The following is a 21,182-nucleotide window of genomic DNA, read 5'->3' on the forward strand; positions in this document are numbered from 1 at the left end:
ACACAGCTATTAACTCTACACAGCTATGAAATGTACTAGTTGTCTCTTGTCGTATCATCTTGAATCTCAACAGCCGTCTGCTTCATCTGCTCCGTGGCTTCGTTGATACGCTGCTTTGCTCGCTGTAGCCAATCTCCGTTATCTACAGCCTTGGTAGCAGGTTCTGTAGTTACAGGTTCAGACTCGTGCGCGTCACCACGCAATCCGTCAAAGCCTTCTTTCGGGCTTTCTTCTAGAAGGCTTTGGCGGGGGATTTCAGGGCTGCCTTCGAAGCTAGCGTTTGCAGGAATATCCATCGGAGATATGGGTTCAGCCGTGGTTGGAGTCTCTTGCATGTCCCCTGATCCAACTGTTTCTATACCTTCTATAGCCGTTGCATTCGTTGCTACCTTAGCTGAGTCGCCATTGACATCCGCAGCAATATTCGCAGTCTCATCTGAATAGTTTTCTGTAATGGGTGGGGTAGCCACTGCGCCTGTGCTGGTCATACCTGCATTAGAAACTTCTGGATTAACTATGTCTGTGCTAGATGTCAGATTGGGGTCAGTATCGGAGCTAGTGTCGCTGTCAACCCCTTCGCTGTCAAAATCACTAATGATGCGATCGCCTTGAGCACTACTCGACCCAGCACTCACTTTGTAGTCAGTCTCTTCATCAGAGCTTTTACTTGCCGCCCAAATCAGCAGCCCCAGTCCAGACAACGGCAGTAACAGCCACCACCATCGGCCCTCCTCAGCTAGGCGATCGCTGATATTACTCAATTCTTCATCAATATCGACTGTTGGATCACCCACGTTGCGATCGCCTGCACTTGGATCAATTCCAACGCCGAGCACACCCTCTGCTTCCTCAGCTAGTAAATTGCCATTCGCATCGATTAGTTCGCCTTCCGAATTAATCAAAAAGCCTTCTGGACTGATCAAATTGCCCTCAGCATCGACTAACTGGCCGTCGGCATTTGGCGTTCCAACTATCGTTGTCGTCGGGCTAGCAGCGACAGGCCGATCTTCCTCAGTCAGGTTGGTGTTCGCTACGATATCCTGCCCAGGTTGGCCTGTGGCATAGCCTAAGAACGCATCGACAGCTAGCGATGTAGCACCCTCTGCATAGACGAGCGAGTAAGGCTGAGAGAAAGGATAGCGGTCGTCTGTAGGAAGAGTTTGATGTAGCGGCAGTGCTTTCAAGCTAGGCTGACTAGCTAGCTCACTAACGAGCAGATAGCCAATGCCGTCAGAGCCTAGAGTACTGGCTAGAGCCTCTGCTGTATCCGTTTGAAGGGTGGTTGCATTAGCGCCTGTTTCAAAGGGCGCTGGATCAAAAATAGGATAAGGTCTAAGGGACTGTCGAATCTTGCTGCTTGCTGGTCGATCTACGAGAGTGATCGGTCTAGACGTTCCTCCGACCGCAGCCCAGTCGGTGATTTCCCCTCGAAAAATTTGAGCAAACTGATTGCCAGTCAGGCTTTGAGAAAAAGGATTGCTCTGGTCAACAACGATGGCAATTTTTTCTCGCCTGAGCGCAATTGCCTGTAGACCCTTGGCTTCTTCTTCTGTCGTTAGCGGGCGGCTGATAGCCGCAAGATCGGCGTTGTCGCTTAGAACATCTTGAATAGCTTGCTCAGCAGTTTTTGTCTCTATCTCGATTTCGCTACCTGGGTAGCTGTCTTCAAAACCCTGCTGTAGCGCTTCACTAAGGGTATTCACCTTGCGAGAACCGCTGCTGATGCGAACCCGAGTGCCCTGTGGGACAGACTCTGGCACAGAAAAGCTGGCTGCCTGAGCAATCGACTGGGCCGTGATCGACTGGGCTAGCGCTGGCTGTGACGGGGCGATCGCAAGTTTGGCGGGTATGGCACAGGCAACAAGCGCGGCAGTGGTCAGGATTAAAACTTTCTTTTGATGAGCCATTGTGCCAATGGACACCTCCGGTATGGTTGTTAACTTTTGAAGCACGGTAGCGCTTGGAATGTTTAAGGGAAGTTAAGTGGAAATAAATCAGTGCTGGATATAGCTGTCAGAGATATCTATGAACATTACACGCTAAGGCAGTCCTTGGATGATTACGTGACTTTATATTTTCTCTGAGCAGAAAATAGCTGAACGTATTGCTAGACGCTCATGTTGCCAACTGCCGCGTATTGCTGCTTAAGAAAGATACATTGAAAGATATCAATTTATTTTGATAAATCTGGGTATATTTGGCCCGCGCTATGTTGCATAAAGCAATAGTGTTCTAAGATAGCCAGTGTTCTAAGATAGCCAAGTCTTGTGGCTAGGTGGATAGGGCTTTTGCCTTGGTCTCATTCGAGTTAGAACATATCGGCCAAAAGGTGTGTCGGCAGATGGTTCCAGATTTTTCTTCTTCTCAGAATAGCCAGGAATCTGAGGAAATTGACTTTAACAACTTCATATTGGAAATTGAGCCGGACTCAGCGTCGGCAGAGGTTTTGCCCGCCTCTGTAAAGGGGCAGATGAAGTCGGAAAATAATCCTAATTTACAGGTGCAGTTCAAGAGTGAGGGGGGACGGCTACTGCTGATTCTGCCACCTGCGCCTGAAAAAAGCCGCAACCCAGTCTATTGGGAAGAGCTTAGGCAGCAGCTAAAAGGACGCATCAGCGGTGGTGAGCGCTTTTTGCAGCCGCACACGCCTGTCCATCTGATTGCTCGCGATCGCCTACTAGATAGTCAGCAGGTACAAGAGATAGACGCCCTGCTCAATGACGCGCAGCTACCCCTCAAGCGCATCTATGCCAGCCGCCGCCAAACCGCTGTTGCCGCTGCTACTGCCGGATATTCAGTAGAACAGCAAACTACCCTCAATCACCTAGGCCAAGGGCAAGAAGCTTCCCGCCAGGCAATGGACGAGCCGCTGTATATGCAGACTACCCTTCGATCTGGCGTCGAGGTACGACATCGGGGTACCGTCATCATGCTGGGTGATGCCAATCCTGGCAGCTCTATCGTGGCTGAAGGTGACGTTTTTGTCTGGGGCCGCCTGCGCGGGGTAGTCCATGCGGGTGCAGGTGGCAACAGCCAGTGCCGCATTATGGCCCTGCACATGCAGCCGACTCAGCTACGTATTGCCGATAAGGTGGCGCGATCGCCCGATACTCCTCCAGTCCAATATCAGCCAGAAGTTGCCTACATCGGCCCCGACGGCATTCGGATTGCGCTGGCCTCGGAGTTCGCTCTTGCCGATTTGACTCATTCAGGAACCACCACAGGGACCCCCCAAGAAAATACATGAGCCGCATTATCGTTATGACCTCCGGCAAAGGAGGCGTTGGTAAAACCACCTGCACAGCCAACCTAGGCATGGCCCTAGCTAAAGCAGGACAGCGCGTCGCCGTGGTTGACGCCGACTTTGGCTTGCGAAACCTAGACCTGCTGCTGGGTCTAGAAAATCGTATCGTTTACACTGCCCTAGACGTGCTGGCCGGAGAGTGTCGCCTCGACCAGGCGCTGGTCAAAGATAAGCGGCAGCCAAACTTAGCGCTGCTGCCCGCCGCTCAGAACCGTTCCAAAGAATCGATCAAACCAGAGCAGATGAAGCGCCTAGTCAAAGCGCTAACCAAAGTCTATAACTTTATTTTGATCGATAGCCCAGCGGGAATTGAAATGGGCTTTCGCAACTCGATTGCCGCTGCCCGTGAAGCTATCATCGTCACTACCCCAGAGATCTCAGCCGTCCGCGATGCCGATCGCGTCATTGGCCTGTTAGAAGCAAACGATATCAAGGCAGTCCGGCTAGTCATCAACCGCTTGCGGCCATCGATGGTCGCAGCTGATCAGATGATGTCGGTTAAAGATGTCCAAGGTATTCTATCGATTCCGCTTCTAGGTGTAATCCCTGATGACGAACAAGTGATTGTCTCTACCAATAAGGGAGAGCCTTTGGTTCTAGAAGAAAATCTTTCTCAGGCCGGGATAGCGTTTACCAACGTTTCTCAGCGTCTGCAGGGCGAAAAAGTGCCCTTAATGGATCTAAGTATCCAAAAAGAAGGGTTCTTTACTAGGCTCAAAAAATTGTTTGGCGGATAAGTTTGGCAGATCTGGGTGGATAAATTGTTTGGTAAGTAGGTCAATAGTGCGATCGCTCGTCTCTATAGACCTATTTTTACAAACACTTCGGCAAACGTTAGCTTAGATCGGCCATCCTTATTTTGGCATCGACATCATGGTGACACTCTTATGGCAATTCCTATCATCAGCGATCTACTAGAAAAACTCTTTGGCCCACCTGCAGATCCGCACAGCCGTGATGATGTCAAAAGAAGACTCAGGGTCGTGCTAGCTCACGATCGCCTCGCAATAGATCCTCAGACGCTAGAGATGATGCGCCAGGAAATCATTGCTGTGGTTTCTCGCTATGTAGAGATTGATTTTGACTCACTAGAGTTTTCGCTTGGCACCGATCAGCGGATGACAGCGCTGACGGCTAACTTACCTATTCGTCGTATTCGCCCTTTGAACCGTGGGGCAGACGAACCGATCGCGCCGGAGGCAGAAGCTAGTGAGATAGAGCTTGCTTCTCAAGGCGAGATTATGGCCATGAACGCAGAAATTGCTAAGGCTAAGCTGCAAAGACTCGAAGCCGAAGACGACGATTCTATTTCGCTCGACGAACCGCTAGATATCGATCGCTCCGAACCAGGCGATCTGGATCTAGAGAATTCAGATCTAGAGGATTCAGATCTAGAGGATTCAGATCTAGAGGATTCAGATCTAGAGGATTCAGATCTAGGCAGTCTGAGTCCAGAGAATTCAGACTTAGATAACTCGAACAATGATTTAGATATAGGTGATTCGGATCTAGACGAGCTAGCCCTCAATAAGTCAGAGCTAGATAAGTCAGAGCTAGATGAACCAGGTCTTGGCGATTCAGAACTAGATGAATCAAAGCTTGATGAGCCAGATCTCAACAGCTCAGATGTGATTGAGGCGGAACTAGGCAATTTAGAGAGTGATTTTTCTGATGAGAATAGCGAACCTCCAGAAAGTGACATAGCGGTAGAGCCCCCGATTGAAGTTCCAGATATGTCAATTCCAGAATCATCGGTCGAAACTATTGGTAAGGTGAGCACAGAAACTACATAGCGGTCGGCCAAACGGCGCAAAATCGATGCTACATCACCAGAAAGTCTCTTTAGATCACGCGGCTTTAGCAGATTACCTAGGCAAGACAGAGAACTTGCTGATCATCCAAGACTTAGACGGCGTCTGCATGCCTTTGGTGAACGATCCGCTGACTCGAACCATCAGCAAACCCTATCTGAAGGCAGCAGCCCGGTTCGATGAGCATTTTTTTGTACTGACCAATGGTGAGCATATCGGTCAGCGCGGGCTACAAACCATCATTGAAAGCGCTGTCGGCGGCGCAGCCGTTGCTCGATCTCAAAAGCTTTATTTGCCAGGACTAGCAGCGGGCGGTGTACAGTGGCAAGATCGCAGTGGACAGGTCAGCCATCCGGGCGTTGGTCAAGCTGAGTTAGATTTTTTGACGGAGGTGGCTGAGCGCATCGAGCGGACGCTAGATGATTTTCTAAAGGCTCAGCATTCTTTCTCAGACGCTGAGCGGACTCAGCTCGTAAAGGCGTCGGTTTTAGATAATGTCGCCTCGCCCACAGCCAATCTCAATTCCCTTTACCAGACGATAGTAGGCGATTTGGATAAGGCTTCTAGTGAAGATATTAGTCGGTTTGTTCAGCTTCAGCAGCATGTAGTTACCCTTATGGAAGAACTGCTGCAAGAAGCAGAAGCCGCTGGGCTCACCGATCAGTTCTTTGTCCACTACGCACCTAATTTGGGCCGCGATGGATTTGTTCATGAGGTGGTCTGGTTTGCCGATGCCCAGATGGCAGGTACGACTGACTTTCAGTTTATGCTGCGTGGCGCTGTCAAAGAAGCTGGGGTACTGTCGCTGCTAAATCACTATTTCTTTGTGCATACTGGACACTATCCGCTAGGGGTGGATTTTAACGCTAGGCAGGCACCGCGATCGCTAGGTGACATGCTTGAGCTAGTCGTTCAAAACTTTGATTTCTCGCTGATGCCAGCGATTGTGGGCGTGGGCGATACCGTGACTAGTCAGGCCGTAGAACAGAACAGCAAGCTGACGTTTAAAAGAGGTGGGAGCGATCGCAACTTCTTGCAGCTCATCCAAAATATTGGCCAAGCCACCAACACACCAACCCTGAGAGTATTTGTCGACAGCAGCGGCGGTGAGCTACGTAATCGTCGACCCCTCAAGCTAGGCACCGATGACCAAGGTAATCCCACCGTGTTGGACGGTATTGGCGATCCTAAAGACGAGCGTGATCCGCTAGCGATCAACGTAGTCTTTCCGGGCGGCCCAGCGGAATACTGTCAGATGTTTGAGACTGCGGCAGATAGCCGGGGCCAGTTAGCATGGGGGGGTAGTCAGCAGTGAGGTTAGTCGGCAGAGTGAGGTTAGTCGGCAGTCTGTGCCCACCAGGCTAGAGCGTAAGGCTGCGCTTCTTCAAGCACAGTTTCCTTCTGGATCACTCTAAGCTTGTAGCGTCCTGTTTCTGGGATAGGAATAAAGATATGCTCTAGGCTGTCTTCATCGCTGACTGAAGACCAAACACTTTCATCAAGATTATCAGTGTCCGCAGGTAGGAGATAGAGGTCTAGGTTGCTAACAGGCTGTCCTGTAAAGCTTTCTCCCACGTCGAAATATTCGTCGGTAGAGTTCAGCTCTACTATCCGCTCCCAGCTAAGCGTAGCGTTGAGATAGCTGCCGCCCTTGAGCGGTTGCTCAAATATGTAGTCTTCTATGCCGCCTGCTTCGGCCAAAGCGCTGTAGCTCCAGCCTTTTTCAGGAACGGATTCTCCGGGCTGCCATTGGCCACCTGCTAGCTGCTCATAGGCTCTAAAGGCATTGAGATGACCGGTGCCTAGCTCAACGTGAAGGGGAATGGTCTGATCGGTGTAGGCATCAGACTCGGTCCAATCTTTGCCGCCTTCGTCGAGCAGGGTGCGAGCCATGCCAAGCAGCGAGCCATCGCCAGGATCTTGCAGCTTGTCGGCAGCATTAAGGATGACCGATTTCATCACGAGCGGTTCTCTAGAATCTAGGCTCCAGTGCTCAGCACCAGCGCGAAACTGGCGATCGCCAAACTCTTGCAGCAGCGCAATAGTCGCTACGACATGAGGCGCAGCAAAGCTGGTGCCGCTACTGACCGTTCGCTGACCGTCAGGATCAAACATCTCGATCTCTCGGCCTGGCGCGACCAGATTAATCGACCGACGAAGCCCTACGTTTGTCTCTATATCTGGCCCTCTCGTAGCGCTAGCGGCGGGTTCGCTGGTGAGATTGGCCCGGTCCAGCCGAACGAAGCGGCCATCGATTCGCCGGGAGTAGGCAACATTGATACCGTTGAAGTTGTCGGTAGGGATAGGAATGCCGCCGCGTCCCTGGTTACCTGCGATTACGTACAGCAGCTTGTGGACGCGAGAAGACCAGTCGATACACTGGGTGAGGAGGGCGTTGCCATCTAGCATTGCGCCGGGCCTAGGATCACGGCTAAGAGGTTCGCCAAAGCTGAAGTTCATCGCCCGGACATCGCCGCTGTTTTGCAAAGCAATGTGCTGGGAGGCGAGGCATTCTTCGTTTTGACCAATAAATTCTGTCAGGTTGCCAATCGCATCAGAGTAGAGCACCGCGTTAGGCGCAACGCCCTTGAAGGTTTTATCTTGGCTAATCATCACGCTGGCAACGTTAGCTGCGTGGCCATCGACCGATTCATCTGGAATCGCAGGCCCATCTAATTCAAATACTCTGCCCACGCGCACAATCGAATTTTCGACAGCAATCTTGTCGATGCCGAACTGACTAGGCCGACCAATTTCTACTTGCCCAATCGCGATCTTGCGACCTGTCAGGTTATAGGGCTCGGCCTGCAAGCGGCGAGCGTCGATCCCATCACTGCCCACCGATGAAGACAGAGCCAAAGCTGGAACACCGATAGCTAAAGCGCCTAAGCTTAACCCCAAGCCGCTAAGCCGTGAACCCAAGCCACGCTTAGGATAATCGGTCGAATTTGCTACTTTATCCGAGGCCATATCGTGCCAGATTGCTACAGAGCAACTCTAGCTTAATTTGAAGGTAACGCTTTGGATTATGCTCAGTAGAAATGCAGGTTTTGGTGGCGTAAGCTTGAAGCTGCGATCGCCCACCCCCCAACCGGCAAAATCGACAAATGTTAAGCTATTGACTCAAACTGTCGAGCCAGCGAAATATTTTGTTACAATAGCTACAACCAAATATAGATCCTCATCTATATCAAACATTCATTTCTTAGGAGGCTCCTCCCTATGGCAAGAACTCAATCTGATAAATCCGTTGTTATTTCACCATCGATTTTGTCTGCTGATTTCGGTCGTCTAGGTGAAGAGATCCGCGCAGTTGACAAAGCAGGTGCAGATTGGATTCATGTTGATGTCATGGACGGTCGCTTTGTGCCTAATATCACCATTGGGCCGATGATTGTAGATGCGGTTCGCCCTCATACAGAAAAGCCTCTTGACGTTCACCTAATGATCGTTGAACCCGAGAAGTACGTAGAAGATTTTGCCAAAGCAGGCGCAGATATCATTTCCGTTCACTGTGAGCACAACGCTTCTCCTCACCTACACAGAACGCTCGGTCAAATCAAGGAGCTAGGCAAGCAGGCTGGCGTCGTTTTGAACCCTGGAACTAGCTTAGACATGATCGAGTACAGCCTAGAGCTGTGCGATCTGATTTTGATCATGAGTGTCAATCCTGGCTTCGGCGGTCAGAGCTTTATTCCGGGAATGGTTGCCAAAGTCCAAAAGCTACGTGCGATGTGCGATGAGCGCGGCCTCGATCCCTGGATCGAAGTAGACGGCGGTCTGAAGAGCCATAACACTTGGCAAGTCATCGAAGCAGGCGCTAACGCTATTGTTGCGGGCTCTGCGGTATTCAAAGCGGATGACTATGCCAACGCTATTGAAAGCATTCGTAACAGCCGCCGCCCTGAGCTAGCCGCTGTTTAAGTAGCGCCAGCTAGGAAACTCTGATAAAGAGCACGCAAAAAAGACCTGCCCTCGACATAGAGAAGCAGGTCTTTTTCAGTTTTTTTGATAAAGCCCATGACGAGGATTGAACTCGTGACCTCACCCTTACCAAGGGTGTGCTCTACCACTGAGCCACATGGGCAAAGGCTACGGCGAGATGGTGGGCCAGGCTGGATTCGAACCAGCGTAAGCATAGCTAGTGGATTTACAGTCCACCCCCATTAACCACTCGGGCACTGACCCTCGCGCATTTGCAGCCTATAAAATGTATCATACGACGCGCCCGATTCACGAGTCATTCTAGAGACCGAGATTGGCCTATCGGGTTAAAATACGCCTATGGAAAATCAGACGCGCGTCAACATTAACCATTACAAAACCCTAGGTATTGCTGAGGGGGCAAGTCAGACCCAGGTGAAGCAGGCGTATCGTCAGCTCGCTAAGCAGTTTCATCCTGACAGTCAAAACCAGGGAGCCAACCACGAGAAGATTGCGTCGGTGAACGCTGCCTACGAAGTGCTAGGTGATGTTAGTGCGCGGCAGCAATACGATGTAGAACGGCAACTGCTAGCAAAGACAAAGCAGCGAGAGCGAACGTCTAGAACTGTGGACTCTCAAAATCAGTACCGTAAGCGAAAAAGTCGGACGGTTGATTCAACGACGATCGAGCAGTGGCTTCGCAAAGTTTTTAATCCGATCGATCGGCTAGTTGGCAAGATTATCCAGCCGTTGAAAGCGGAAGTGCGATCGCTCTCTGCCGACCCTTTCGACGATGAGCTAATGGCAGCGTTTCAAAGCTACGTAGAAGCTTGCCGAGAGAATCTGGAGAAGGCGCAGACATTGTTTAAGTCGATGCCCAACCCAGCAGGTGTGGCTGGGGGCGCGGCGAATATGTACTACTGCCTGAATCAGCTAGAAGATGGGATAGAAGAGATAGAGCGATTCACCTACACCTACGACGAGCACTATCTGCATACAGGACAGGAGTTATTTCGGATCTCGACTGGGCTGCGTAAGGATGCCAAGGCGGAGATCAAGGCGGTGTTGTGACTTCGACTACGCTCAGTCACCGGGAGGGATCGGCACCTGAGGGTTGAGCGTAGTCGAAACCCGGCTATGAAAGTCAGGGGGAGTTGCTACAATGATTGCTTGTATTGTCGGGCCGCTGTTGGGCCTTTCCTATCATGGCTCTTCCTGTCGTCGCAATTATTGGTCGCCCTAATGTGGGCAAGTCTATGCTGGTGAATCGGTTCGCGGGCGGGCGGCAGTCGATTGTGTTCGACCAGCCCGGCGTCACGCGCGATCGCACTTATCAACCGGCATTTTGGAAAGATCGCGAATTCTTAGCGGTGGACACGGGCGGACTGGTGTTTGACGACGATACTGAATTTTTGCCCTACATCCGTGAGCAGGCGATGACTGCGCTGAGTGAGGCAGCAGCAGCGCTGTTTGTCGTCGATGGTCAGATTGGCCCTACAGAAGGCGATCAGGAGATTGCTTCTTGGATGCGATCGCAAAACATCCCAGTCGTACTGGCTGTCAACAAATGTGAATCACCTGACGAAGGCATCATTCAGGCCGCTCAGTTTTGGGAATTAGGCTTGGGCGAGCCCTACGCAGTTTCAGCGATTCACGGTAGCGGCACCGGAGAACTGCTCGATGCGCTAGTAGAACACCTGCCGCCGACTGACGAGATTGAAACGGTAGACGAATACCGAGTGGCCATCGTCGGACGTCCTAATGTCGGCAAGTCTAGTATTCTCAATGCCTTTGTCGGCGAGAAACGATCGATCGTTAGCCCCATTTCTGGCACCACGCGCGATGCGATTGACATGGTGGTAACTCGCGGCGAAGGCGACGATCAAAAGCGCTATCGACTAATCGATACAGCCGGCATCCGTAAGAAGAAGAACGTAGATTTTGGCCCAGAATACTTTGGCATCAACCGGGCGTTTAAGGCGATTAAGCGATCAGATGTAGTGCTGCTGGTGATCGATGCGTTAGATGGCGTGACCGAGCAAGACCAAAAATTAGCGGGTCGAATAGAAGAAGAAGGCCGGGCCTGCGTGATCGTGGTGAACAAATGGGATGCGATCGATAAGGATTCGCATACTATCTACGAGTTTGATAAGAAGATTGAGGCCAAGATTCACTTTCTGGGCTGGGCGAAGCGACTGTACGTGAGTGCATTAACCGGACAGCGCCTGCCGAAAATTTTGGACGCGGTCGATATGGCCGTCAGTGAGCATCGTCGCCGGGTGACTACGTCTGTGGTCAATGAAGTTTTAGAAGATGCGGTGAGCTGGCATACGCCACCGACCACGCGGCAGGGGCGACAGGGCCGGATTTACTATGGGACGCAGGTGCGATCGCAGCCGCCTTCTTTTGCCCTATTCGTCAACGATCCCAAGCTGTTTGGTGAAAGCTATCGTCGCTATATCGAAAAGCAGTTTCGCCAGAACCTAGGCTATGATGGCACGCCGATCCGACTGCTGTGGCGAGGTAAGAGCATACGCGATGTCGAGCGTGGCCACAGTTCTAGCAGTGGGCCGAACCGGGCGACGAAGGTTCGCTACCTGGGCTGAGGCTGTCTAAAGGAGTTGAACTAGTAAGAGCGCTGAATGGATTTATTGCGATCGCTCCCCATCGGTCTGTATCTAGAACAGCCAGTTACTTGGCTACACAGAATCGATCCTAGAGTCAAAGCGGCTTGGCTGCTGAGTATACTGCTAGCGCCGATTTTGGCTAACTCAGCTTGCCGAGTTGCCATTGTGGTTTTTTTGGTATTGCTGACCATCAGCGCCAAAATCCCTCTGCGCGTTTGGCGTCAGCAGATGGGATGGCTGCTGCTAGTCGGCGCACTAGTCACGGGCCTGCTGCTGATTATGCCCGACGGCATTGCTGTGTCTCAGCAGCCTAGACTGCCCACCGAGCAGATGATACAGGCTTGGCCAGAGTCGCTAACGGCCCCCGATTTGCTACCAGAGGTGCCGCCTACAGCTGGCTATCGATACAATCTTCTAGACTGGCAGCTCACCCGCCTGCCGCCTTTCAACTTCTCAATTCAGATCACGCAGCGATCGCGTCGAATCGCGATTAAGATCAGCACCTTACTATTTACCTTGCTCTACTCCACCACTTTATTTCTGTTGACCACTGCCCCAGAAGAGATCACAGAAGCCTTTGAGCTGTTAATGCAGCCTCTGCGATTTTTTAAGCTACCCGTCACTGAAATTGCTCTCACCTTGACACTGGCTCTGCGGTTTATTCCGCTAGTTTTAGAAGAAGTGCAGAACCTAGTACGCTCTATTCGAACAAGAGCGATCAAGTGGCAAAAGCTAGGCATTCGCGGGGCGCTGCAAATTTGGTTAATGGTAGCCGAACGCCTGATTCAAAATTTATTGCTGCGCGCAGAACAAATTTCTAGCGCAATGCAGGTTCGCGGCTTCACTAGCCCAAACACACACCGGGTAATTTGGCACCAGATGCGCTTGAGCTGGCGCGACTGGATAGTGCTGAGCGGACTAGGACTTTTTTGGTGGAGTCGGCTAGCGTATGGAGGCGTCGCTTGAGAGGACTATCTCCTTGCTCTGTATACTACTGGCGCTCTTTGCCGCTAGAAGAAAGGACGGGCTCGGATATTTTCGCTGCCCTCTTTCAGTCTAATACCACCAAGGCGGGCACTGCTGGGATTGCGACTCTGTTAGAAAGTCCCTATCTGCTGCCGTCTGAGTCTGGCCCTAGCGAGGCAAGTGTGATCGCCCGCTACTCAATCTGTGGCGGCACGCCTCGCACAGTAGATCAGCAGCTTCAGCTTTGGACACCCTCAGTTGGTCATATCGTTCCTTTTTTAGAGCAGTTGAGTACGGTAGATCCGCCTCGCGCCACTGTCCTTTTTGAAAATGGTGGTAAAGAAGATGCCCTGCCTAAATATCTGCCTTTTACCGGCGGCTGGCTGGGCTGGCTAGGCTACGATTTAGCCTGGGAAATCGAGCACCTACCGTGGCTCAAAGAAGACAACCTGCCCTTTCCAGTTGCTTTTTGGTACGAACCGAGTGAGTTTGCTGTGATCGATCATCAACTGCAGCAGGTGTGGCTCGCCGCAGAAAGTATCAGTCAGCTTTCTGGTCTCAGTACAAAACTTCTCTGTATATATAAGGAAGAAGATAAAGAACACGCAATAGATCAAGAAGACACAGACCCAAGAAACATAGACCAAGATCGGGAAGACCTAGCGCAGAACAGTCACAAAACAAAAAGTCTCAGACTGGGAACTCAAAAAGCAGCGTTTGAGGCAGCCGTAACCAAAGCAAAGGCTCATATTAAAGCGGGTGATGTTTTTCAAGTCAATCACTCCTTACGGTTTCAGGCGCAGACCACCGCCGATAGCTGGAGCGTATATCGGGCGCTGCATACAATTAACCCTTCCCCTTTTGCTAGCTATTGGCATACGCCGTGGGGCGCAGTGGTAAGTTGCTCTCCTGAAAGACTAGTACAGGTAGAAGACGGCAGAGCTCAGACTAGACCGATTGCGGGCACCCGGCCTCGCGGAGCGCATCGACAGGAAGACGAGGACTATGCGAAGCAGCTACGGGGCGATCGCAAAGAACAGGCCGAACACATCATGCTAGTTGATCTAGAGCGGAACGACCTAGGCCGCGTGTGTCAATGGGGGTCGGTTCAGGTAGAAGAGCTGATGACTATAGAACGCTATAGTCATGTAATGCATCTGGTAAGCAACGTCGTCGGATACCTAACGCCTGAGTGCTCAATAGCCCAGCTGATTGCGGCGCTATTTCCGGGCGGCACCATTACCGGCTGCCCAAAGGTGCGCTGTATGGAGATCATTGAAGCGCTAGAACCTGTTAGACGTAGCCTTTTCTATGGCTCCTGTGGATATTTAGATCGGCGAGGACGATTGGATTTGAATATCTTGATCCGAACGCTGCTGCTAGCAAGCTCAGATAGCACCGATGATTCAGATAGCTTAACGACCGTCTGGGGACAAGTCGGCGCTGGCATCGTAGCAGATAGCGAGCCTGAAAAAGAGTGGTTTGAATCCTTGCAAAAGGCCAAAGCTCAGCTGCTGGCTCTAGGACTGTAGCCGCCATTTCGATCGCCAAAGAATTGCATGCTAATGGCCATGTACGATTACAGCCGTCGGTTGCTATTTCTGCCTAATTTCTTCGAAATTGCGGAAAAAACGCTGTAAACTCCAGACAGACATAAATACAGCTATGTAATTAGCTGCCTACAGACGAGACACTCTCGGGCAGTATAGAGACAACCCTAAGACTCGATTTCAACATTGCTTTGTTCTCACTATCTCCCGAAGCTCGAATGAGTACTGAAAACTATCTGAACCATCCGAACTTTGGTTTATTGTTTAGAGTTTGCTTGGTGGGTGAGGGCCAAGAGCTATTCGCGACGCTATATGCACATCGGCTGTTTTTTATCGTTAGAAACGACGCTAGTGGACTATCGTTTGAGCCGATTGGCCGCGTCGAGTCAAAGCAGCTAATAGAGCAGCGGCTACGGCTGATTCGTCGCACGGGTCATCAGGCAGAATACGAACAGTTGCAAAAAACTTACAAGCAGGCTTTTTGAACAAGCTTTTTGAACATGTCCTTTGGGTTGTCTCAGTCGGGCGCAAACCATGAATTGTCTACTCGATTAGCTGATATTCGCCAGCGAATTCCCCCTTCCGTACGGCTGATCGGTGTCACCAAAACTTTTTCATCTGACATTGTTCAACAAGCCTACGACGCTGGCCTGAGGGAATTCGCGGAAAACAAAGTGCAAGAGGCGCTACCTAAACAGGCCGAGTTAGGAAGTCTCACGGATGTTATTTGGCACTTCATCGGTCATATCCAGTCGAATAAGGCGCTGAAGGTTGTAGAAAATTTTGATTGGATTCATTCAGTAGACAGTCTAAAGCTGGCAGCGCGGCTCGATCGGCAGGCTAAGATACTGGGTAAGCGGCCTAGCTGCTGCCTTCAGGTCAAACTCGTCCCAGATCCTGCCAAAACTGGATTTGAAGTAGACACGCTGATGTCGGCGCTGGCCGATTTGGATCGGCTATCAGCGATTGATATTCGCGGGCTGATGGTGATTCCGCCGTATGGACTCAAAGCGTCAGAAGTTCGCGAGATCTTTGAAAGGGGCACAACGCTAGCACAAGAAATTGCTAGGCGATCGCCAGTAAATATGACAATGGATCAGCTCTCAATGGGAATGTCTGGAGATTTTGAGCAGGCGATCGCAGCAGGTGCCACTATGGTACGGATCGGCAGCGGGCTATTTGGGCCGCGATAGTTGTAACGGTCTGCACTTAGCTCAAGCCGTATCTAGAAGCTGTAGTCCTAGCTGTAAGTCCTGGCTGCATAGAACGCAAATAATGCATCAGCGAATTACTATATGATCCCCAAACCTTTTTTGTAGCCCCTAGCACTTTATCTGCCCTCTTCTTACATTCACAGAGGAAGTAAAAAAAAAGCACAAAAAACTCTTGACATATCTTAGAAACCGTGGCGTAATGCTGATGACTCTAAATTATGAGTGTTCTAGAAAACTAAGGTAGCCAATTCCGGTAACTCCTAGCACTACTGAGCATGCAGATGTAGCAGTAGCGCCTAGCAAAGCCTATAAGCCAGTCAAATCAGCCAAAAGTCTTGGACTTTATTCCTAGAAATCACATCAGCTCAACTTTGCTGACTATGTTTGGCTACATACCAGAACTTCTGTTACTTACGAATGCCCTCTCGCTCACAGCGGTCTTTTGCTAGCTGACTCTAGTGGCCAGCTAGCAGGCTACAGATTGATAATTATTAATTGTCAGCCATTGTTAGACTACATCCTGCTGCGAAGAGGGGACTCTATTCAGAAAGGCCCTAGTTTTATTGACACAATTCTATGCAGCGCTTTTAATGACTTAATTGCCGCGTAGGGTCATGCCAGGTTGTCAATGTCGTGTTGGAGCGAAAGTTAATGAGTGGTCTATTTGGAAAGATCAAAGATTTTGTTGGATTGAATGATCCAGCAGATTATGAATATGAGTATGAAGAAGTAGAAGGCGATGAGTACCAGAGCCTCTACGAAGAAGAAAATACTGAGCCTGAAGCCCTCGTGCCCCCAATGCCTATTGAGGAAGCGGAGCGCCCCGCCCGCCGTCGTATTCGTGAAAGAGTTCTATCTACTGAATCTGGAATGGTGTCAATGAATAACGTGATTGGTATGCCTGGTGCAATGAATGGAATGTCTGAAGTGATGGTGATGGAGCCACGCACTTTTGAAGAGATGCCACAGGCTATTCAGGCGCTGCGCGAGCGTAAGTCTGTCGTGCTCAATTTGACCATCATGGATCCTGATCAAGCGCAACGGGCCGTTGACTTTGTCGCGGGGGGTACCTACGCCATGGATGGCCATCAAGAGCGAATCGGTGAGAGCATCTTTCTATTCACGCCTAACTGTGTACAGGTCAGCATGCCGAGCGAAAGTGAAGATGGCTTTATCGACCAAGAGCCTGTGAACGGCCCTAGCCAGGCTGCACCGACACCAGCATGGGCTACTGAGCAGATCGCTCGGATGGCTTAGTGCTATTAAGCCAATCCCTTCTGCGAGCCGACGGGATTTAGGACTGCCTACTGGTCGGCTTAGCAACGAAGAAGCTGACCAGAGCACGCTGGCACGAACTGACAAAGCAAAAGGTCTGTATCAGATTTATCTTTAGGGTGCTGATAAGGCGCTGTCATCAATAGGCTGACTTCTCTTGATGTAGTGACTATTCGCGGTATGCTATGGATGAAATTTGATGAGGGCTGTGTTCTTGTCTGTAAGACTTGGCATTATTGGCGGCGGGGTAATGGGCGAAGCTCTGTTATCCCGCCTTCTTGGTCAGGGTCTGTATGCCGCTGAAGAAGTGATGCTGAGTGAGCCTGCGCCTAAGCGCCGTCAGGTGCTCTTTGAGCAGTATTCAATTAAGACAACAGATAGCAATAGAGAAGTGCTTGAAGCTAGCGAGGTCGTATTGCTTGCTATCAAGCCACAAGTTTTTGACATTGTTGCCAAGGACTTTCAAGGTGTGCGCTGTGAGACTCCGCCTTTGGTTCTTTCGATTTTAGCTGGAGTACCGCTGTCCAAGCTAGAGTCGGTGATGGCTGGTTGGCCAGTGGTGCGGGCGATGCCAAACACGCCTGCGACAGTGGGTAGTGGTATGACCGCGATCGCACTAGGAACCAGGACGCTGGCTGAACATGGCGCGCTGGCCCAGAAAATCTTCGCGGCGATGGGCCAGGTGGTCAAGGTGCCAGAAGGCATGCTAGACGCGGTCACTGGACTATCTGGCTCTGGACCTGGCTATGTGGCGATCGTCATTGAGGCGCTAGCAGACGGCGGAGTCGCCTCTGGTCTGCCACGGGCAATTGCCAATCAGCTAGCGCTGCAAACCGTATTGGGCACAGCCGAGCTGCTCCAAAAAACGGGAATGCATCCGGCAGAATTAAAAGATCGGGTGACTAGTCCAGGGGGAACGACGATTGCGGGCATTGCCTGCTTAGAAGAGCTAGGGTTGCGATCGGCTTTGATTGAGTCGGTACGCACGGCGAGTTCGCGATCGCGTGAGCTAGGCAGACCTGCGAACGGAAAGCCACCTAGCTAGAAAATGCAGTCGAGGAAAAAGAGCTAGCTTAGATAGAGAGCACCAAATCTAGACTGTTAGCAGCAGCACCCAGTTCGAAAGCGTAAAGATAATTGGCCTAAGACCGTGCCCCCAGAAGACACTACTCCCTACGAAGATACCGAAAATATCGGCGGTGCTTCTCAGGCGTCTGATTCAGACCAATCGGTTTCGCCTTCAGCCGCGCCGCTAGGTCTTAGGCGCTCTGATCGCAGCAGTCGCAGCAGCATGGCTTCTGGAGATCTAGGACCAGGCTCCCAGCTATCAAACCCTCAACTATCTAGTACTCAGGCAAGGACTCAGGCCGATATCAACCAGATGGTCCGTCAGGGGCTGCGAGAGCTAGAACAGCAGCGAGGCGCTCTCCAGCGTGAAATCGAGCAGCTAGAGCGACGAAAGACTAGGTTAGAAGAAGAGATGCGCTCTAGCTTTGCTGGCTCGTCTCAAGATATCGCGATTCGAGTTCAAGGCTTTAAGGATTACTTAATCGGTAGTTTGCAAGATCTGGCGACGGCAGCTGAGCAGGTCAACTTGGTGGCTCAGCCTGTAGTGGAGCCACCTGCGCCTAGTCGCGAAGTGGCTTCAGCGACTGTACCAGCGACGGAGCAGGAAGGCAGCATCATTCCATTAGCGGCGCAGCGGTTTGCTGAGCAACGCGATCGCATTCACAGCCTGCTAGACCAATACCGTACTCGCCCTGACTATTACGGCCCACCATGGCAGCTAAGGCGAACCTTTGAGCCCATTCACGCTGAGCGGACTGCCAACTGGTTTTTTACCCAGGGCGGACGCGGCGCAGTCAAGAGCATGACTAGCCGTTTGCAAAATGTGCTGGTGGCTTCGGCAGCGATTTCCTGTCTGTATACGCTGTATGACCGCCGGCTGTGCGTACTGGTGCTAGCTACAACGCCTGAACGTCTAGGCGAGTGGCGACGCTGGCTGCAAGACTGTCTAGGGATTGCCCGCGCCGACTTTGGCACAAATCGGGGGGTGATGCTGTTTGAATCCGCCGAATCGATGGCCCAGCGAGCCGAGCGACTGATGGATAATGGCAGGCTGCCTTTTCTAATCATGGATGAGGCAGAGCGCGAAGTCAGCCTGTCTTTGTTGCAATATCCCCTCTGGCTTGGATTTGCGCCTGACCCGGCTAATCCAACGACTGACTACGACTATTACTAACGACTGTTGATAATTTTACGCCTATGCCTGGGCGAAGTGTTATGCCTGGTTTGACAATCGCGCTACTTTTGCTGGCTTTGCTGATGGCCTATCTCTTGGGCTCTATTCCAACAGGTTTTCTGTTGGCTAAAGCGCTTGGAGGAATTGATATTCGCGAGCACGGTTCGGGCAACACGGGGGCGACTAATGTCTTTCGAGTTATGGGCAAGGGGGCCGGCATTACGGCGCTAGCTATCGATCTATTGAAAGGGATAATGGCGGTCTGGCTAATGCGCTGGCTGGTGACCGATTCTGGACTGGCCGGGTCAGCGCTGCGAGGAACCCTTTCCGATCAGGCCGCAGCCTGGGCCTGTGTCTTAGCGGCGGCGCTGGCTGTGCTGGGTCACAGCAAGTCGGTCTGGTTGGGCTTCACGGGGGGAAAATCGGCTGCGACTGGATTGGGCGTGCTGTTGGCGCTGACTTGGCCAGTGGGCCTTAGCGTTGCTTCGGTGTTTGGCGTGGCGCTAGGAATTTCGCGAACGGTGTCGGTAGGCTCGATTGCAGCGGCGATGTCGGCTGTGGTGTTTATGTGGTTGACCCGTCAGCCGGTTGCCTACATCTGGCTGGCGATCGCAGGTGGTCTGTATGTCGTACTGCGCCATCGTAGCAACATCATACGATTGCTAGAAGGCACAGAGCCTAAGACCTTTGGCAGCTAGCGAACAGCACATTTCGAGCAAGTACATCTTAGACCGCACGCTCAGAACTGTGGCGCTCCAACTGTTCTCTCAGCTGCTGCGGATCATACAGTACAGGGACGAAGTGGATACTGTTGATCTCTTTGAAATAGAACAGAATAGGAACGGCGGGCCAGAAGATTTTCCAGCTTTCCCAGTCAGCGTAGGGGAAGGTTTTGAGCAAGTTGTCGTTGCGGCTGACCTCTAGCGCTACAGATGTAAAAGTGAGCCGAATCGCGGTGGTCTGGTACAGCAAAAATAGGCTAAACAGCGCCCAAACAATACCAACAGCCAGTTGTATAAACAACAGCGGTAAAGAGAGCAACACCATGGTAATTGGCAGTTTGTAGCTAGGCGCTAAAGTTGTGGTGATGCTGGCGCTGGGTCCGGTAGGCGTACTAGTCACTGGCAAACATTCCTGAACGTAAGGAGCTTTTATCAGTTTAGTTGCCAACGAAGGCCGCGCCCATCCCCTGGAACATCATCCAGGATAAAAAGAAATTGCTGATGAAGATAGCCAGCAGTGAAGTGACGACAGCCGTTGTGGTTGATTGACCTACACCTTTAGCGCCGCCTGTCGTGGTCAAGCCCCAGCTAGAGCCAATGACGGCAATCAATATGCCGAAGATCAGCGCCTTGATCAAAGAAGCGGCCAAATCCCAGACAGTCAGAAAGTTGCGAGCCGAATTGAGAAAAACGGCGAAGGGAATGTTGTAAAGCGTCGTTGCGACGGCTAAGCCGCCTAACAAACCCGTAATAATAGCTAGCACATTCAGCAATGGCACCATCAACGCGCAGGCGATGACCCGAGGAATGACTAGATAATCTACCGGGTCACTTCTTAGCATCTGCAATGCATCAATTTGCTCGGTGACTCTCATTGTGCCGATCTCTGCGGCAAAGGCAGAACCGACTCTACCCGCTAGAACCACTGCAGTTAGAACTGGCGCAAGCTCTCTAGAAAGCGTAATCGCTAGCACGCCACCAATCGCCGTAGTCGCCCCGAACGTAATAAATTCGCGAGTAACCTGGATAGTAAAAACCATACCGACAAATACAGAGGTAACCAGGGCAATCAGCAGTGACTCTGGGCCAACGGCTGACATTTGCTCTATGGTATTGCGGCGGTGAATAGGTTTAGAAATGACATGAATGAGGACCTGCCCGCCTAGAAAGATAGCTGAGAGCAGTCGCTGAAACCAAAGCGCAAGATTCGGTGGGACAAGAGAGCGGGCCATAGGCTGTGAGGTGGGCGACGGTTCTAATCACCTTTGTATGAAGATCTTTGGATAAAGACCAATGATTTTGACGAAGTGGGTTTAGATGTATAGCTATCACCGCTACCTTATTACATTTTCTGGTCAGGTATGTCGATGTATCAAAACTCTCTATATATAGCCAAAAGGTAGCCAAAAATATAGCCAAAAGGTATGTACAGGTCACTTCGCCTTCTACAGCGTGTACTTCGCCTCAATCCCTATCAGTGGCTACAGCGTCTGTTGTGCTCGGGCTGTAGCAATCCCCACTTGTCTATCATCATCGGAAGTTACAAT

19 protein-coding genes and 2 tRNA genes are annotated in these 21,182 nt (G+C 51.3%); 15 read left to right on the forward strand and 6 right to left on the reverse strand.

Annotation, left to right across the window (positions count from 1 at the left end; genetic code table 11):
• Window positions 1–35: 35 nt before the first annotated feature.
• Window positions 36–1,907 (reverse strand): substrate-binding domain-containing protein, encoded by a 1,872-nt coding sequence (locus tag IQ256_RS03865; RefSeq protein WP_228024545.1) that lies wholly within the window; start codon window positions 1,905–1,907, stop codon window positions 36–38.
• Between the two features lie 386 nt (window positions 1,908–2,293).
• Here IQ256_RS03865 and minC point away from each other — a divergent pair, with 386 nt between their 5' ends.
• From minC to stpA, 4 genes are all read left to right on the forward strand, one after another.
• Entirely contained in the window at window positions 2,294–3,247 is a 954-nt protein-coding gene (gene minC / locus IQ256_RS03870; protein ID WP_228024546.1) for a septum site-determining protein MinC, read from the forward strand.
• Window positions 3,244–4,041 carry a septum site-determining protein MinD gene (minD, locus tag IQ256_RS03875; RefSeq protein ID WP_193854239.1) on the forward strand — a complete coding sequence of 266 codons (798 nt, stop codon included), beginning with the start codon at window positions 3,244–3,246 and terminating at the stop codon, window positions 4,039–4,041. Before minC ends, minD begins: the two co-directional genes overlap by 4 nt.
• Before the next feature lie 150 nt (window positions 4,042–4,191).
• Complete coding sequence (gene minE / locus IQ256_RS03880; protein WP_228024547.1) at window positions 4,192–5,097, forward strand: cell division topological specificity factor MinE; 906 nt, start codon at window positions 4,192–4,194, stop codon at window positions 5,095–5,097.
• Between the two features lie 25 nt (window positions 5,098–5,122).
• Window positions 5,123–6,430, forward strand: coding sequence for a glucosylglycerol 3-phosphatase (gene stpA / locus IQ256_RS03885; protein ID WP_193854240.1), 1,308 nt, complete (start codon window positions 5,123–5,125; stop codon window positions 6,428–6,430).
• A gap of 20 nt (window positions 6,431–6,450) precedes the next feature.
• Here the strand turns inward: stpA and IQ256_RS03890 are convergent, their stop codons facing one another.
• A complete protein-coding gene (locus IQ256_RS03890) occupies window positions 6,451–8,085 on the reverse strand; it encodes a S8 family serine peptidase (RefSeq protein ID WP_193854241.1) in 1,635 nt (544 codons plus the stop codon).
• A gap of 252 nt (window positions 8,086–8,337) precedes the next feature.
• On the opposite strand from IQ256_RS03890, the gene rpe reads away from it, so the two are divergent.
• On the forward strand, window positions 8,338–9,039 hold the full coding sequence (gene rpe / locus IQ256_RS03895; protein ID WP_193854242.1) for a ribulose-phosphate 3-epimerase: 702 nt from the start codon (window positions 8,338–8,340) through the stop codon (window positions 9,037–9,039).
• A 91-nt stretch (window positions 9,040–9,130) separates the two neighbouring features.
• Here rpe and IQ256_RS03900 read toward each other — a convergent pair.
• Together IQ256_RS03900 and IQ256_RS03905 are read right to left on the reverse strand one after the other, a co-directional pair.
• Window positions 9,131–9,202: transfer RNA gene (locus tag IQ256_RS03900), tRNA-Thr, on the reverse strand.
• A 16-nt stretch (window positions 9,203–9,218) separates the two neighbouring features.
• Window positions 9,219–9,303, reverse strand: a tRNA-Tyr gene (locus tag IQ256_RS03905).
• A gap of 96 nt (window positions 9,304–9,399) precedes the next feature.
• On the opposite strand from IQ256_RS03905, the gene IQ256_RS03910 reads away from it, so the two are divergent.
• From IQ256_RS03910 to plsY, 10 genes are all read left to right on the forward strand, one after another.
• A complete protein-coding gene (locus IQ256_RS03910; RefSeq protein WP_193854243.1) occupies window positions 9,400–10,110 on the forward strand; it encodes a J domain-containing protein in 711 nt (236 codons plus the stop codon).
• Window positions 10,111–10,244: 134 nt separating this feature from the next.
• The gene (gene der / locus IQ256_RS03915; protein WP_193854244.1) at window positions 10,245–11,645 is read left to right on the forward strand and encodes a ribosome biogenesis GTPase Der; all 1,401 of its coding nucleotides are present in this window, start codon (window positions 10,245–10,247) and stop codon (window positions 11,643–11,645) included.
• A 36-nt stretch (window positions 11,646–11,681) separates the two neighbouring features.
• Window positions 11,682–12,632: an energy-coupling factor transporter transmembrane protein EcfT gene (locus IQ256_RS03920; protein WP_193854245.1), complete on the forward strand. Its 951-nt coding sequence runs from the start codon at window positions 11,682–11,684 to the stop codon at window positions 12,630–12,632.
• Window positions 12,629–14,164 carry an anthranilate synthase component I gene (locus IQ256_RS03925; protein ID WP_193854246.1) on the forward strand — a complete coding sequence of 512 codons (1,536 nt, stop codon included), beginning with the start codon at window positions 12,629–12,631 and terminating at the stop codon, window positions 14,162–14,164. Before IQ256_RS03920 ends, IQ256_RS03925 begins: the two co-directional genes overlap by 4 nt.
• 236 nt (window positions 14,165–14,400) lie before the next feature.
• Entirely contained in the window at window positions 14,401–14,667 is a 267-nt protein-coding gene (gene pipX, locus IQ256_RS03930) for a transcriptional coactivator PipX (RefSeq protein ID WP_193854247.1), read from the forward strand.
• 15 nt (window positions 14,668–14,682) lie between these two features.
• Window positions 14,683–15,375 carry a YggS family pyridoxal phosphate-dependent enzyme gene (locus IQ256_RS03935; protein ID WP_193854248.1) on the forward strand — a complete coding sequence of 231 codons (693 nt, stop codon included), beginning with the start codon at window positions 14,683–14,685 and terminating at the stop codon, window positions 15,373–15,375.
• Window positions 15,376–16,047: 672 nt separating this feature from the next.
• The gene (locus IQ256_RS03940; protein WP_193854249.1) at window positions 16,048–16,653 is read left to right on the forward strand and encodes a cell division protein SepF; all 606 of its coding nucleotides are present in this window, start codon (window positions 16,048–16,050) and stop codon (window positions 16,651–16,653) included.
• 217 nt (window positions 16,654–16,870) lie between these two features.
• A complete protein-coding gene (gene proC / locus IQ256_RS03945) occupies window positions 16,871–17,716 on the forward strand; it encodes a pyrroline-5-carboxylate reductase (RefSeq protein ID WP_193854250.1) in 846 nt (281 codons plus the stop codon).
• Between the two features lie 105 nt (window positions 17,717–17,821).
• Window positions 17,822–18,913 carry a DUF3086 domain-containing protein gene (locus IQ256_RS03950; RefSeq protein ID WP_193854251.1) on the forward strand — a complete coding sequence of 364 codons (1,092 nt, stop codon included), beginning with the start codon at window positions 17,822–17,824 and terminating at the stop codon, window positions 18,911–18,913.
• A gap of 41 nt (window positions 18,914–18,954) precedes the next feature.
• Window positions 18,955–19,611 carry a glycerol-3-phosphate 1-O-acyltransferase PlsY gene (gene plsY, locus IQ256_RS03955; protein WP_193854252.1) on the forward strand — a complete coding sequence of 219 codons (657 nt, stop codon included), beginning with the start codon at window positions 18,955–18,957 and terminating at the stop codon, window positions 19,609–19,611.
• Window positions 19,612–19,639: 28 nt separating this feature from the next.
• Here the strand turns inward: plsY and IQ256_RS03960 are convergent, their stop codons facing one another.
• Both IQ256_RS03960 and IQ256_RS03965 read right to left on the reverse strand, forming a co-directional pair.
• On the reverse strand, window positions 19,640–20,035 hold the full coding sequence (locus tag IQ256_RS03960) for a DUF3119 family protein (RefSeq protein WP_193854253.1): 396 nt from the start codon (window positions 20,033–20,035) through the stop codon (window positions 19,640–19,642).
• A gap of 37 nt (window positions 20,036–20,072) precedes the next feature.
• Window positions 20,073–20,867: an MlaE family lipid ABC transporter permease subunit gene (locus IQ256_RS03965; RefSeq protein WP_193854254.1), complete on the reverse strand. Its 795-nt coding sequence runs from the start codon at window positions 20,865–20,867 to the stop codon at window positions 20,073–20,075.
• Between the last annotated feature and the right edge of the window lie 315 nt (window positions 20,868–21,182).

The organism is cf. Phormidesmis sp. LEGE 11477 (assembly GCF_015207105.1).
Lineage (GTDB): Bacteria > Cyanobacteriota > Cyanobacteriia > Phormidesmidales > Phormidesmidaceae > Phormidesmis.

Coding starts and splice junctions, on each gene's coding strand:
- IQ256_RS03865 (WP_228024545.1), bottom strand. CDS start 1,907: ATGGCTCATCAAAAGAAAGTTTTAATCCTGACCACTGCCGCGCTTGTT.
- minD (WP_193854239.1), top strand. CDS start 3,244: ATGAGCCGCATTATCGTTATGACCTCCGGCAAAGGAGGCGTTGGTAAA.
- minE (WP_228024547.1), top strand. CDS start 4,192: ATGGCAATTCCTATCATCAGCGATCTACTAGAAAAACTCTTTGGCCCA.
- stpA (WP_193854240.1), top strand. CDS start 5,123: ATGCTACATCACCAGAAAGTCTCTTTAGATCACGCGGCTTTAGCAGAT.
- IQ256_RS03890 (WP_193854241.1), bottom strand. CDS start 8,085: ATGGCCTCGGATAAAGTAGCAAATTCGACCGATTATCCTAAGCGTGGC.
- rpe (WP_193854242.1), top strand. CDS start 8,338: ATGGCAAGAACTCAATCTGATAAATCCGTTGTTATTTCACCATCGATT.
- IQ256_RS03910 (WP_193854243.1), top strand. CDS start 9,400: ATGGAAAATCAGACGCGCGTCAACATTAACCATTACAAAACCCTAGGT.
- der (WP_193854244.1), top strand. CDS start 10,245: ATGGCTCTTCCTGTCGTCGCAATTATTGGTCGCCCTAATGTGGGCAAG.
- IQ256_RS03920 (WP_193854245.1), top strand. CDS start 11,682: ATGGATTTATTGCGATCGCTCCCCATCGGTCTGTATCTAGAACAGCCA.
- pipX (WP_193854247.1), top strand. CDS start 14,401: ATGAGTACTGAAAACTATCTGAACCATCCGAACTTTGGTTTATTGTTT.
- IQ256_RS03935 (WP_193854248.1), top strand. CDS start 14,683: ATGTCCTTTGGGTTGTCTCAGTCGGGCGCAAACCATGAATTGTCTACT.
- IQ256_RS03940 (WP_193854249.1), top strand. CDS start 16,048: ATGAGTGGTCTATTTGGAAAGATCAAAGATTTTGTTGGATTGAATGAT.
- proC (WP_193854250.1), top strand. CDS start 16,871: ATGAGGGCTGTGTTCTTGTCTGTAAGACTTGGCATTATTGGCGGCGGG.
- plsY (WP_193854252.1), top strand. CDS start 18,955: ATGCCTGGTTTGACAATCGCGCTACTTTTGCTGGCTTTGCTGATGGCC.
- IQ256_RS03965 (WP_193854254.1), bottom strand. CDS start 20,867: ATGGCCCGCTCTCTTGTCCCACCGAATCTTGCGCTTTGGTTTCAGCGA.